The organism is Micromonospora sp. DT227 (assembly GCF_049841835.1).
Taxonomy (GTDB): Bacteria; Actinomycetota; Actinomycetes; order Mycobacteriales; family Micromonosporaceae; genus Micromonospora.
Genome location: NZ_JBNCLA010000003.1, coordinates 554526 through 568092 on the forward strand (window position 1 = coordinate 554526; position 13567 = coordinate 568092).

Sequence of the window (13567 nt, forward strand, 5' to 3'; positions counted from 1 at the left end):
GCATGATCGTCGTCGGGTTCAACGGTTTCACACGGTCCGCGGAGCTGTTCGGTCGCCTGTACCGGCGCTCGGGCCTGGACCGGTACCGGGTGCTGGGGCACGACGCGGCCGTCGCCGTGGTGGTCGACGGCGAGCTGGTCGCCGCCGTGGAGGAGGAGCGGCTCAGCCGGGTCAAGAAGACGTCGGACCTGCCGGTCAACGCGCTGCGCTGGGCCCTGCGGGAGGCCGGCGTCGAGCTGGCCGACGTGGACCGCTTCGCCTTCCCGTGGAGTTTCACCGCGGAGGTCTGGGCGACCGAGCGGGCCGGGATCCTCCGGTCGGCCGCCGCCGAGCAGGAGCGGGCCGACCGCCTGGCCCGGCTGGAGGAGCTGCGCACGACGCTGCTGACGCCGGAGGCGATCAGGTCGGACTTCGCCGCGCGGACCGGCTTCACCATCCCGCCCGACCGGCTCCGGCTCGTCCCGCACCACCTCGCCCACCTGTCGTGCGGCTACCACACGGCCGGCTGGCGGGACGCCGCGTTCCTGGTCAGCGACGGGCGCGCGGAGCGCTACTCGTCGATCATGGGAGAGATCCGGGACGGCGAGGTGACGATCCTGGCGGACGCCACCGTCGACATCGCCAACAGTCTGGCGCTGCTCTACAGCAAGGTCACCCGCTATCTCGGCTTCGTGCCGAACAACGACGAGTACAAGGTCATGGGGCTCAGCGGCTTCCATCCGCCGCTCGGCGCGGACAATCCGCTGCTGCGCGAGGTGGTCACGCTGGAGGACACCGGCGGCTACCGGCTGCGGGTCGGCAACCCGCTGCTGGACACCCAGGCGTACTACCCCTTCTTCGATCAGATCTTCGAGTGTGCGGGCGACCGCACCGACTGGGACTTCCGGTGCCGGGTGGCCCGCGCGGTCCAGGACACGGTCGAGGTGGTCACCCGACACCAGGTGGCGGCGCTCGAACGGCGGACCTCGGCGCGGCATCTGATCATCGAGGGTGGCCTGGCGCTGAACTGCGTGAACAACACCAAGCTGCTGGAGGGCTCCCGGTTCGAGGACGCCTCGGTCAGCTTCGGCGCCAGCGACCCCGGCGTGACGATCGGCGCGGCGGTGTACGCGTCGCGGGAGCTGGGTCGTCCGGTGCGCCCGTCGCCCGTCCCCTACCTGGGGCCGAGGTACACCGACGACGACGTCCGCGCGGCCCTCGCCGCGGTGGGCGACCGGGTCGAGTGGCGTGAGCTGGCCGAGGACGAACTGTTCGCCGAGGTGGCCAAGCTGCTCGTCGACCCGGTGGTGATCGGCTGGTTCCAGGGCGCAGTGGAGTACGGCCCACGCGCCCTCGGCAATCGCAGCATCCTGGCCAACCCCGCGTTTCCCGATATTCAGGACGTCATCAACATCCGCGTGAAGCGTCGGGAGCCGTTCCGACCGTTCGCGCCGGTGCTGCCCGCGGCCTCGGCGCCGCGCGTCCTGGAATTGGGCAAGAAGAAGGCCTCCCCCTACATGACATTCGTCTTCCCGGTCCGGCCCGAATACCGGACGCTCGTTCCGGGCGCCGTGCACGTGGACGGCACGGCTCGCGCCCAGACCGTCGACGAGGCGGACAATCCGCTGCTGGCGGGCCTGCTGCACGCCTTCGAGCAGGTCACCGGCGTGCCGTGTCTGATCAACACTTCGTTCAACGTCGCGGGGCAGCCAATCGTCGGGTCACCGGCCGATGCGCTAAGCTGCTTCCTCGATACGGAAATCGATTACCTGGTGCTACACCACTTTCTGATCAGCAAGGTGGCTTCCGGTGAGTCTTGACTTTGTCGGCCCTTATTGCCTCATTCATTCCGAGGGCAAGGTCAACTACGCCCGCGGCGAGACCGTACGGTCCTGGTCACTCGCCGAGGTGCCCCGCCCGGCCACGCACCCGGTGTTGACCATGGTGCCCTACGCGCAGCTGCGCGAGCGCGGCTACGTCTGCCACGACGACAACGAGCCCCTGATCTCCCTGGTGCCCAGCGAGTTCCGTGAGGTCGAGCTGGAGTCGTTCGCCGACGCGCACGCCGACGTCCGGGTGGTCTCCGACCCCGTGCACACCCCCGGCGACGAGGAGTTCGCCGCCCGGATCGACCGGGTGATCAAGGAGGAGATCCAGCGCGGCGAGGGCTCCAACTTCCTCATCTCGCGGCGCTGCGACGTGACCATCGGCGACTTCGGGCCCGACGTCGCGCACACGATCTTCGCCCGGCTCGCCCGCAACGAGATCGGGGCGTACCTGACGTTCTGCTTCTTCGACGGGGAGCGCTACTTCATCGGGTCCTCACCCGAGCGGCACCTGACCTACCGTCGTGGCACGGTCACGATGAACCCGATCTGCGGCACGCTGCCGCGGGCGGCGCTGCAGAAGCGGGCCGACCTCATCGAGTTCCTCTCCGACCGCAAGGAGGTGAACGAGCTCTTCCAGGTCGTCGACGAGGAGCTCAAGATGATGTCGCGGATCTGCGGCGAGGGCGGCGTCGTGCACGGGCCGTACCTGAAGGAGATGAGCGCGCTCGTCCACACCGAGTACGTGCTCGAGGGCACCGCCACCATGAGTCCGCTCGACGCGTTCCGCGAGTCGATGTTCGCGGCGACCATGGTCGGCAGCCCGCTGGAGAACGCCGCCCGCGTCATCCACCGCCACGAATCCGAGTCCCGGGGCTACTACTCCTCGGCCCTGATGATCCGTGGTCTCGAGGACGACGGCCAGGAGTGGCTGGACAGCGCCATCACGATCCGGACGATGGCGGTGGACACCGACGGCCACGCCGTGATCCGCAGCGGCGCCAGCGTGGTGCGCGACTCCGTGCCCGCGAAGGAGTGCCGGGAGGTCCGCACCAAGGCCGAGGGGCTGCTGAAGGCGATCACCACCGCGGAGCCGCCCGGCCCCTTCCTCGACCGGTTCGTGGACGACAAGGTCATGGAGGTGCTCAACAGCCGCAACCGCTACCTGTCGCGCTTCTGGATCAACAGGCAGTTCGACGACCGGTACGCCGCGCCCGAACTCATCGGCCGCTCGGTGCTGATCGTCGACAACGAGGACCAGTTCACCGAGATGCTCAAGCACATCCTGGAGCACCTCGGGCTCAAGGTCACCATGCGCGACTACCGGGAGTCCGGCATCGGCCTGACCGGTTACGACCTGGTGCTGGTCGGGCCCGGGCCCGGCGACCCGAACCAGCTCGACGACCCGAAGATCGCCCAACTGCACCGCATCGTGGGCGACCTGATGGCGGCCGGCACGCCATTCCTCGCGGTCTGCCTCGGCCACCAGATCCTCTGCCGTCTGCTCGGCATGACCGTGCACCCGGTGGACCCGCCGCTGCAGGGCGTGCAGGAGACCGTCGACCTGTTCGGGCGGGCCGAGCCGGTCGGCTTCTACAACACGTTCTTCGCCGACGCCCCGGCCGAGGCCCCCGCGGGGGTGACCATCGCGGTGGAGCCCGACGGCCGGGTCGTGGCGCTGCGCTCCGAGGGCTTCACCAGCTTCCAGTTCCACGTCGAGTCCGTCCTCACCACCAACTGCATCACCATCCTCCGGGAGGCGCTGTTGTGGCTGTTGACCTGAGCCTGCCGTTGTCGGCGGGTTACGGCGATCTGACGCTGCTGGTCTGTGGGCTGTCCACGGACGGCACACGCGAGCGGTACCTCTTCGTCGACCTGGGCGCCCGCACGGTGCGGGAGACCACGATCGACATCGGTGACCTGCGCGCCCGCCAACTGGCGGTGCTGCGGGACCGGCTCGGCGACGGTCCGGTGCCGTACGGGCTGGGTCGGCTCGAGGACCTGCTCGCGTACTTCTTGCACCCGCACAGCTTCGTGCAGACCGCGGACGGCGAGGTCGTCGTCTCCTTCAAACAGGCGCCCTACCTGCGCCGACTCGGCCGCGACGGCGGCTCGCACCTGTGGCCGCCGGCGACCGAGCTGGACTTCGCCGCGATGCAGAGCTCCACCAAGTGCGAGGTCGAGCCGGGCGTGATCGGGTTCGCGATGACCGACACCGAGGACCGCCTGCGCCGCTACCACGACCCGGAGCAGCCGTTGCGCAGCAGCGCCTGGCGCTACGACCTGCGCAGCGGCGCGGCGAGCCGGCTGGGCGACCTGCCCGAGTTCGCCTGCGACACCATCCACGAGCTGGAGGCCTCGCCGAACGGGTTCATGGTCGGCGTCGACATGGACCTGTCGGTGCGCCCCGGTCCCGACGGCCGGGTGCGGGGCACCGACGGCGGCAGCTTCGACGTCGCGCGGTACGCGGCCAACGAGTTCCCCACCGGCCGATTCGTGGTGGCGGACGAGAAGCTGACCCGCGCCTCGGTGCACACCACCGGCGCGAGCTGCTCCGCGCACGTCGACGTCGACCTGGACGACCCGAACGTCTTCTACGTCTCCTGCAACAACATCTCGAAGTGGCAGAACAACGTCGTCGTGCACGGGCCGGGCGTGCTGGAGCGGTGGCGGTACCAGGACGGCGCGGCGGTCCGGGAGGCGGCCCACACCGGGCCGACCTTCCTGCGCATCACCTCGCAGCAGCTGTTCCACCGCGACGGTCGACAGCTGATCGCGGTCACCGGCTTCCCGAACCGGCTGTTCGTCCTCGACCCCGCCGACATGTCCACGGTGTTCGACCTGGAGTTGTTCGCGCACGAGCCGGTCCAGCCGCCGTTCATCTGCGCGAAGAACAGCCAGTCGCCGCTCTACCTGGCGGTCGATCCCGGCGGCCGGTACGTCTTCATGACCGGCGCCTCGACGCTCTTCGTCGTGGACCTGGACGAGGGCCGGGTCGTCGAGCAGGTGCCGTTCTGCGAGCCCGGCTCGCTAATGGCCACCGCCCACATCGGGTTCGTGCGCTGACGGACGCCGGCGCCGTGGTGGTTCCGGCAGGGCCCGTCGATCCAGCTTGCCGTTCGCGGTGAGGGGGAGGGCGTCCAGGCGCACCACCCGGGCCGGCACCATCGACGCGGGCAGCCGCTCGGCGAGATAGGTGCGCAGGTCCCGCTCGCCGGGGCCGTCCGGTGGCCCCACCACGTAGCCGACCAGACGTTCGGCGCGTCCCTCGTCCCGGCGCAGCACGACCACGGCACCGGACACCGCCGGATGCCGGCGCAGTGTCTCCTCGATCTCGCCCGGCTCGATCCGCTGCCCGCGCAGCTTGATCTGGTGATCGAGCCGACCGAGGAACTCCAGCATCCCGCCGGGCAGCCAGCGCACGAGATCGCCGGTCCGGTACAACCGGGCGCCGTCGCCGAAGGGGTCCGCCGGGAACCGTTCCGCGGTGAGACCCGGCCGGCCGAGATACCCCCGGGCCAGGGCGTGGTCCCCACCCAGGTGGAGCTCCCCCGGCACGCCCTCGGGCACCAGGTTCCCGTCCGCGTCGAGGACCCGCACCACGACGTTCGCGATCGGCCGGCCGATCGGCACCGAAGCACCGTCCTCCACCGGGCGGCACGGCCACCAGGTCACGTCGATCGACGCCTCGGTCGGCCCGTACAGGTTGTCGATCCGGGCCCGGCTCCGCGCCCGGAACCGGCGCACCGCGGCCGGCGGGAGGGCCTCCCCACTACAGACCACCAGCCGCAACGCGTCGCACCCGTCCCAGCCGGGCTCGTCGAGCACCGACTCCAGCATGGACGGTACGAAGTGGACGACGGTGATCCGCTCCCGCCGCATCACGGCCATCAGGTATTCCGGGTCGCGCTGCCCGCCGGGCCGGGCCATGACCAGACGGGCGCCCTGCGCGAGCGGCCAGAACAGCTCCCACACCGACACGTCGAACGTGGCGGGGGTCTTCTGCAGGACGGCGTCGGCGCTGGTCAGCGCGTACTCGTCCTGCATCCAGCGCAGCCGGTTGACGATGCCGCGGTGCGGCACGGCGACGGCCTTGGGACGCCCGGTGGAGCCGGAGGTGAACAGGACGTAGGCCAGCCCCAGGTCCGAGCGGAGCGGCACCGGCGGCGCCGGGACGCCCGCGCGCAGCTCGGTCGCCGAGACCGCCAGCACGGGACGGCTGCCGGCGACGGCCTCGGCCGCGGCCTTCAGCTCGGGTTCGGTCAGCACGACGACCACGCCGGCGTCGTCCAGCATGCCGGCGAGGCGGGGCGCGGGGTCGCCCAGTTCCAGGGGAAGGTACGCGGCGCCGCTGAGCAGCACCCCGAGCAGCAGCACCGGGAACCGGGCGGAGCGTTCGGCGTGGACCGCCACCACGGCGTCCGGTTCCACCCCCGCCGCGGTGAGCAGCCCGGCCACCACGCCGGCCTGCCGGACGAGTTCCTCGTACGTCAGCGACTCACGCTCGTCCACGACGGCACACGCCCCGGGTGTCCGGGCGGCCTGCGCCAGCACCAGCTCGGGCAGGAACGCCGTCACCGGGCCACTGCCGTCGGTTCGGCCAGCGCGCTCAGGGCGGCCCGGGTGGCGGGCGCGGTCGGCATCTCGTCGGCGGACAGGTCGAGCCGGATCGTCTCGACGCCGGGGTGCTCGCCCGGGTATTCCCGGCTGGCCAGCACCACGTCGGCGGGCCGGGGCGGCACCGGGTCCGCGGACGCCGAGAGCAGCACGTGCAGCCAGGCCACGTACCTGTCGACGAGTTGTTCGCGGGTGTCCTGGCGTTCGTCGTCCGGCAGGTCGTTCGCCCGGGCGAACGCGTCGAGGTCGTCGTCCAGCGTGCTCGTGATCACCGCGAGGGCCCGGGCCGGGTCGGCGTCGAGCGGCACCACGGCCGGCTCGCCCTCCCGCAGGGTGGCGCGGAAGGCGCGGAAGTCGTGCTCCACGGCGCCCCGGTTCTGCCAGGTGGGCTCCACCAGGACGAGCGGCACGCCGGTCCGCTCGGCGGTGCGGATGGCCGTCGGCGCGGCGCTGCAGTATCCCACGATCAGGGCCGGGCGTACGGGCAGCCGACGCACGGCCGCGGCGTACTCCTCGGCGAGGTCGGTGGTGGCCCGGAACCCGGGCCCGCCCAGGAGCGTCTCGACCGGGTCGGCCCGGTACACGGGCCGGTCGTGGGGGGCCGAGGCCAGCAGCTCACCGAGCCCGGCCCCGGCGGAGATGCGGATGAAGTCGATGATGACGAGCGGTGCGCCCGGACCGTCCGCGAGGACTTCCAGGGTGGGCGCCGGTGCGGTCACTGTCTCTCTCCTGTGTCACTGGTTCGCGCCGGCCGGCAGGCGGTCGAGCGCCGCCCGGGTCAGCCCGCGCACGGTAGGGTCCTGCGCCAGGATGCGCAGCGGCACGCGCACGCCGCACCGCTGTCGCAGCCGGCTGAGCATCCGCACGGCGACCAGCGACTCCCCACCCAACGCGAAGAAGTCGGAGTCGGGTGCCACGTCGGTCGCCCCGAGCAGGTCCCGCCACGCCGCGATGATCTCCCGTTCCACGGTGGCGGCGGGCGTCTCGGGTTCGTCCGGCTCGGCGGGCGGCTCCGGAGCCGCGGTGTCCGCCGCCTCCTCCCCCGCCGCCGGCTCGGTGAGGTCGACCCAGTGCCGGACGCGTTCGAAGGGGTACGTCGGCAGCGGCACCCGCCGGGCGTCCGGGTCGAGCCGGAACGCGGCCCAGTCCGGCTCGACGCCGGCGGTCCAGGCGGTCCCGAGCGCCCGCAGCAGCGCCGGCAGCGCGGCGGTGCCCGGCTCGGCCGGCATCGTGGGCGCCACCGGCACCCGCCCGCCGCCCGCCGCCCGGACCAGCGCGGTCAGCGCCCGGCCCGGCCCGACCTCGAGGACGACCGGGTGGCGCGTGGTCAGCAGCGCGGCGGCGGCCTCCCGGAACCGCACCGGCTCGCGCAGCTGCCGCACCCAGTGCTCCGCCGGACGGGTCGCGCCCTCGACAACCGACCGGCCGGTCAGCCCGCAGTGGACGGTGGTGGTGACCGGGTGGTGCGGCACCGCGCCGACGACCGCCCGGAAGTCGTCGAGGACGGGGTCGAGCAGGCTGGAGTGGAAGCCGTGCGCGGCGGGCACCGGGCGTACCCGGAGGCCGGCGGTGGCGCACCTGTCGGTCAGCTCAAGCACCCCGGCCGGCGAGCCGGAGACGACGGTGACGCCGGGAGCGTTGTCGGCGGCCACCTGCACGTCCGGCGGCAGCAGCGCGGCCACCCGGTCCCGGTCGGCCAGCACGGCGGCCATCCGGCCGGGCGGGGTGCGCTCCACCAGCCGCCCGCGCTCCGCGAGCAGCGCCAGGGCGTCGGTCAGGCGCAGGCCGCCGGCCAGGCAGAACGCGGCGTACTCGCCGACGCTGTGCCCGATCATCCGCTGTGGTCGCAGGCCCCAGTCGAGGAGTTGGGCGCCGAGCGCGTACTCCACCAGGAACAGGGCGGGCTGGGCGATCGAGGGACGGGCCGCCCGGTCGGCGGCGTACGGGTCCAGGAGCGCGGCGCGGACCGGATCGGCGGTGCCCGCCGGCAGTGCGTCCAGCCCGGCGTCGAGCCGCTCGCGGACGCCGGGCAGCCGGGCGTGGAGGTCGGCGGCCATCCCGGGGAACTGGCTGCCCTGCCCCGGGAAGGCGAACGTGAGCGTCGCCCGGCGGGGCACGACGACGGGCTCCGGATCGGTGCCGAGCTGCCGCAGCAGGTCGGCACGGTCGGTGGCGACGATCGCCCGCCGGACCGGCCAGGCGGTACGGCCGACGCGGCTGGTGTGCGCGACGTCGGCGAGTTCCCACCCGGGTGCCGCCGTCAGGTGGTCGGCGAGCCGCCGTGCCGCCGCCCGTACCGCCTGCGGGGTGCGCCCGCTCAGCACGACGAGGTCGACGTCCGGCGCGGGCCTGGACGTGCCCGGGGCCGGCGGCGGCTCCTGGAGGACCACGTGGGCGTTGGTGCCGCCGATGCCGAACGAGCTGACGCAGCCCCGGCGCGGCCCGCCCCGCGCCGGCCAGGGCTCGGCCGTCGGGTTGACGCGCAGGCCGGCGTCGGCGAACGGGATGTCGGGGTGGGGCCGGTCGTGGTGCACGGTGGGCGGCACGACGCCGTGGCGCAGGGCCAACAGCATCTTGATCATCCCGGTGATCCCGGCGGCGGCGTCCAGGTGGCCGAGGTTCGGCTTCACCGACCCCAGCAGGCGTCCGCCCGCCGGCCCGCCCGGCCCCAACGCCGCGCCGAGGCCGGCGACCTCGATGGCGTCACCCATCTCGGTGCCCGTGCCGTGCGCCTCCACCACGTCGACGTCCGCCGGGTCGAGGCCGGCCCGGGCCAGGGCCATGCCGATCACCTCGGCCTGACCGGCGACCGCGGGCGCGGTGTAGCCGACCTTCGCGGCTCCGTCGTTGTTGACCGCGGAGCCGAGCACCAGCCCCAGGATCGGATCGCCGTCGGCCAGCGCGTCGGCGAGGCGTCGCAGCACGACGATCCCCGCGCCGTTGCCGGCCACCGTGCCGGCGGCGTCGCGGGAGAAGGCCCGGCAGTGCCCGTCCGGCGCGCCGATGCCGTTCGGTTCGTAGCGGTAGCCGCGCTGCTGCGGGGTGCTGACCGTCGCGCCCCCGGCCAGGGCCAGGTCGGTGTCCCCGCTGTGCAGGCTCTCGCAGGCCAGGTGCACCGCGACGAGCGAGGTCGAGCAGGCCGTCTGGACGCCGATCGCCGCGCCGCGCAGGCCGAGACGGTACGCGATCCGGGTCGCCGCGTGGTCCTTCTCGTTGCCGATGATCATCGGGAGCGCACCCAGCTCGGCGAGCAGGTCCGGTCGCCCGAGCAGATGGTTCGTCAGGTAGGTGTTGACGCCGGTGCCGACGAAGACGCCGATGCGGCCCGGTTCCCGGCCGGGCGGGTGGCCCGCGTACTCCAGCGCCTCCCACGCGCACTCCAGCAGCAGCCGGTGCTGGGGATCGGTGATCATCGCCTCCCGGGGTGGAAGGCCGAAGAAGGCGGCGTCGAAGTCCTCGATGCCGTCGAGCACGCCACGCACCGGCACGTAGTCCTCGTCGTCGCGCTCCGGTCCGGGGACGCCGGCGGCGGCGAGCTGCTCCGGCGTGAACCGGGTGAGCAGCTCCCGGCCCTCGACCAACGCGTCCCACAGTTCGTCGAGCGACGCGACGCCGGGAAAGCGGCCGGCGACGCCCACCACGGCGATCGGTCCGCGTCCGGCGCTCACCGCGTCGCCGCCGTGGTCGCCGGGCCCGCGCCGCGCAGCCAGCCGGCGAGCGAGTCCACGGTGGGGTGGCGGTAGAGGTCCAGCAGGACGATCGACCGGTCGGGCAGTTTGTCCCGCAGCAGCCGGTGCACCCTGGCCAACTGCAACGAGTCGCCGCCCACCTCGAAGAACGGCTCGTCGAAGTCGAAGTCGTCGTCGCCGAGCACGGTGGCCCAGACCTCGGCGATCAGCGACTCGAGGTCCTCCGCCGGTGCGCCGGGCGGTGTCGGGGCGCGGTGCGGCGCCGGGGCCACCTGCTCCTCGACCCGGCGTAGGATCGCCCGGGCGTCGACCTTGCCGTTGCCGGTGAGAGGAAGCGCGTCGAGCAGCACCCAGCGTTTCGGCACCGCGTACGCCGGCAGGCTCCGCGACACCGACGCGCGCACCTCCTCGACGAGACCGGCCTCCGGCGGGGCGACCAGCGCCGCCACCAGGAAGCGGCCGTTCTCCGCGTCGCCGGCGACCACGACCGCCGCGTCGGACACCCGTGGGTGCGCCGACAGCCGGTGGGTCACCTCGTCCTGCTCGACCCGGTGGCCGTCCAGTTTGACCTGCTGGTCGCGGCGGCCCAGGAAACGCAGTCGACCCTGCTCGTCCCAGCGTACGAGGTCGCCGGTCCGGTAGCTGCGGGTGCCGTCGCCGAGCCGCCGGAACGCCTCCGCGGTCCGCTGCGGATCGTCCAGGTAGTCCAGGGCCAGCCCGGCGCCGACGGCGCACAGCTCGCCCACCGCGCCGGGCGGCAGCAGCTCGCCGTCGTCGTCGACGACCAGGACGCCGGTGCCGCACACGGGCCGCCCGATCGGGACGTCGTCCGGCAGCTCGCACGGGTCGTCGACGTGGTGCACGGTGGTGAAGACGGTGTTCTCGGTGGGGCCGTAGCCGTTGGTGACCCGCAGCCCCGGACAGGCCCGCAGCACGGCCGCGACCGGCCCGGCCGGCACCACGTCGCCACCGGCGAGCAGTTGCCGGAGCCCGCCGAACGCCGCCGGGTCGTAGTCGGCGAGCACCCGGAACAGGCCGGCGGTCAGCCAGGCGACGGTGACCTCACGCTCGGCGAGGAAACGGGCCAGCTCACCGGGGTGCGGCACCGGGCCCGGGAAGATCTCGACCCGGCCGCCGGTGAGCAACGGGACGAACAGCTCCATCGTGGACGCGTCGAAGGCCAGCGGCGCGAGCCGCAGGAAGCCGTCCCCGGGCTCGGACCGGAACACGTCGGGGTCGTGCACGAGGCGCAGCACCGCGGCGTGGGTGATCCGGGCGGCCTTGGGCTCGCCCGTCGACCCGGAGGTGAACGCCAGGTAGGCGACCCGCTGCGGATCGGTCGGCGCGGCCACGGGAGGGACGGCGGCGCCGGCGGGCCGGGACGGCCCGCCGAGGGCCGGGCCGACCCCGGCGAGCCGGGCGATCCGCGGATCACCCACGACGGCGGCGGGGCGGCACCGGGCCAGCTGCGCCGCCACCCGCTCGTCGGGGGCGTCGGCGTCGAGACCGGTGTACGCCGCTCCCAGCCGCAGCGTCGCCAGTACGGCCACCACCTGGGCGGTGGCGGGCGGGGTCGCCACCACCACCGTCGATCCGGCCGTCACCCCGGCCTCCGCGAGGTCGGCGGAGAACCGCTCGGCCAGGTCGAGCAGCTCGGCGTACGTGGTGCTGCCCTCGGGGCCGCGCACGGCGATCGCCCCGGGTCGCCGGCGGGCCTGCTCCGCGAACGCCTGCCACAGCCCGGTGACCGGGCCGGCGTCCGGGCCGCGACCCCACTCGTCGAGCCGGGCGCGCTGCCGCTCGGACATCCCCCGGACCGTCCGTAGTGGCAGGTCGCGGGCCTGCGCCAGGGCCACCAGCGCCGCCTCGAACGCTTCGGCCAGCTCCGCCGCGCCGGCCGGGGAGAGCGCCGCCAGCCGGTGCTCCAGCGCGAACCGGGGGCGCTCCCCCCAGGCCTGGAGGTAGAGCATCGCGTCGAAGACCGAACCCCCGTCGTGACCCTCGTGGACGGTCGCCGTCCCGGCGGGCCCCGGCAGCTCGGCGGGGATCAGCTCGTCGTGGGCGGCGAACCCGATCTGGACCAGCGGGTTGCGGTCGATCGCCCCGGCCGCGCCCAGCTCGGACACGAGCGCTTCGAACGGCAGCTCGGCGGCGGCGACCGCGTCGGCGAGAGCGTCGGCCACGGCGGGGCCCAGCGCGCTCGCGGGCGCGTCGTCGTCCCACCGGCAGCGCACCGGCACGACGCGGGTCGCGAGGCCGACCACCTCGGCCAGCTCGGCGGTCGGACGCCCGGCGGCCGGCACCCCGACGAGCAGGTCGTCGACCCCGCACCGGCGGCCGGTGACCAGCGCCCACGCGGCCAGCAGCACCGCGGGGCGGGTCACGCCGGCGTCCCGCGCCAGGTCGTCGCACGCGGCGGTGGCCCCGGGCCCGAGCGTGAAGGTCAGCCGCGAGCCCGGGCGGCCCGGCCGACCGGTGGCGCCGGGCCGACCGGGCAACTCCACCACCTGGGGCGCCCCGGCCAACTGACCGGCGCGGTGCCGGCGCAGCTCGTCGGCGGGGCGGGCGTGTTCGAGCAGGACGTCAGGGGGGACACCCGGCTCGGCCGGTGGCACGGCGCCGCCGAGGTAGGCCGCGGCCAGTTCCCGCAGGAGGAGCCCGACCGCCCAACCGTCGAGCAGGGCGTGGTGGGCCAGCAGCGAGACGACGTGGCTCCCGCCGCCGGGCAGCTCGGTCAGCAGCCACTCGGCGGGCGGTCGGCGGAACGGGTCCAGCCCGGACGCCAGCTCGGCGAGGTGGGCGTGGGCGGCCGCGACCGGATCACCGTCGGGGGTGTGGTGCCCCTGTTCCCGCAGCACCGGACGCCACCGGCGCAGGACGCGGCGCCCGGGCTGGTCGGCGTCGGCGTCGAACACGGTGCGCAGCGTCTCGTGGCGGGCGGTCAACGCGTCCAGGCAGTCCCGCAGGTGGCGGACGCGGGCCGGACCCGGGCAGCGGAGGCTGAACAACAGGCGGTAACCGACGCCCGGCCACTGCTGCTCGTGCACCAGCATCGCGTGCTGCGCGGGCAGCAGAGGACGCCGGTCCGCCGCCGGGCGCTCCCGCCGCCCACCGCGCTCCAGCGGCCCGCTGCGGCCGAGCGCGGAGACGAGCGGCCCGGGACGCAACAGGTCGGCGAGGTCGATCCGCAGGCCGAGCTCGCGCTCGGCCCGGGCGACCAGCCGCATCGCCCGCAGCGACGTGCCGCCCAAGGCGGCGAAAGATTCCTTCGAATCAGCGGGAAACCGATTCTCGGAAATGCCGAGAACATCGCGGGACAGCTCAAGGAGGGCAGGGGAAAATGCATTTTCCAAGACGTCAGAACCCCCGTTTTGACGACGCCTGCGCGAGTGCGGGCCTCCCATTGAGAGGCCCGCACCGGACCGTAGCACGCGACCGCAGCACCGAGCAATCCAC

At 73.9% G+C, this 13567-nt stretch carries 7 protein-coding genes; 3 read left to right on the forward strand and 4 right to left on the reverse strand.

Features of this window, described 5'->3' with window-relative positions; translation table 11 throughout:
* Window positions 1-2: 2 nt before the first annotated feature.
* Genes ACLQ2W_RS14735 through ACLQ2W_RS14745 form a run of 3 tightly spaced genes read left to right on the forward strand, consistent with a single transcriptional unit; the run spans window position 3 to window position 4871 of the window.
* Complete coding sequence (locus ACLQ2W_RS14735) at window positions 3-1799, forward strand: carbamoyltransferase family protein (protein WP_425786894.1); 1797 nt, start codon at window positions 3-5, stop codon at window positions 1797-1799.
* Window positions 1789-3588 carry an anthranilate synthase family protein gene (locus tag ACLQ2W_RS14740; protein WP_425786895.1) on the forward strand — a complete coding sequence of 600 codons (1800 nt, stop codon included), beginning with the start codon at window positions 1789-1791 and terminating at the stop codon, window positions 3586-3588. The genes ACLQ2W_RS14735 and ACLQ2W_RS14740 overlap by 11 nt, the downstream gene beginning before the upstream one ends.
* A complete protein-coding gene (locus ACLQ2W_RS14745) occupies window positions 3573-4871 on the forward strand; it encodes a hypothetical protein (RefSeq protein ID WP_425786896.1) in 1299 nt (432 codons plus the stop codon). Before ACLQ2W_RS14740 ends, ACLQ2W_RS14745 begins: the two co-directional genes overlap by 16 nt.
* On the opposite strand, the gene ACLQ2W_RS14750 is transcribed toward ACLQ2W_RS14745, so the two are convergent.
* Genes ACLQ2W_RS14750 through ACLQ2W_RS14765 form a run of 4 tightly spaced genes read right to left on the reverse strand, consistent with a single transcriptional unit; the run spans window position 4836 to window position 13515 of the window.
* On the reverse strand, window positions 4836-6383 hold the full coding sequence (locus ACLQ2W_RS14750) for an amino acid adenylation domain-containing protein (RefSeq protein ID WP_425786897.1): 1548 nt from the start codon (window positions 6381-6383) through the stop codon (window positions 4836-4838). The two genes, ACLQ2W_RS14745 and ACLQ2W_RS14750, sit on opposite strands and share 36 nt — an antisense overlap.
* The gene (locus tag ACLQ2W_RS14755; protein WP_425786898.1) at window positions 6380-7141 is read right to left on the reverse strand and encodes a hypothetical protein; all 762 of its coding nucleotides are present in this window, start codon (window positions 7139-7141) and stop codon (window positions 6380-6382) included. Before ACLQ2W_RS14755 ends, ACLQ2W_RS14750 begins: the two co-directional genes overlap by 4 nt.
* A 15-nt stretch (window positions 7142-7156) precedes the next feature.
* Window positions 7157-10090, reverse strand: a complete 2934-nt coding sequence (locus ACLQ2W_RS14760; protein WP_425786899.1) for a type I polyketide synthase — start codon at window positions 10088-10090, stop codon at window positions 7157-7159.
* Entirely contained in the window at window positions 10087-13515 is a 3429-nt protein-coding gene (locus tag ACLQ2W_RS14765; protein WP_425786900.1) for an amino acid adenylation domain-containing protein, read from the reverse strand. Before ACLQ2W_RS14765 ends, ACLQ2W_RS14760 begins: the two co-directional genes overlap by 4 nt.
* Window positions 13516-13567: the final 52 nt, after the last annotated feature.

Bases quoted from the DNA above. Each gene is read 5' to 3' on its own strand.
- ACLQ2W_RS14735 (WP_425786894.1), top strand. From the start codon at position 3: ATGATCGTCGTCGGGTTCAACGGTTTCACACGGTCCGCGGAGCTGTTC.
- ACLQ2W_RS14765 (WP_425786900.1), bottom strand. From the start codon at position 13,515: ATGGGAGGCCCGCACTCGCGCAGGCGTCGTCAAAACGGGGGTTCTGAC.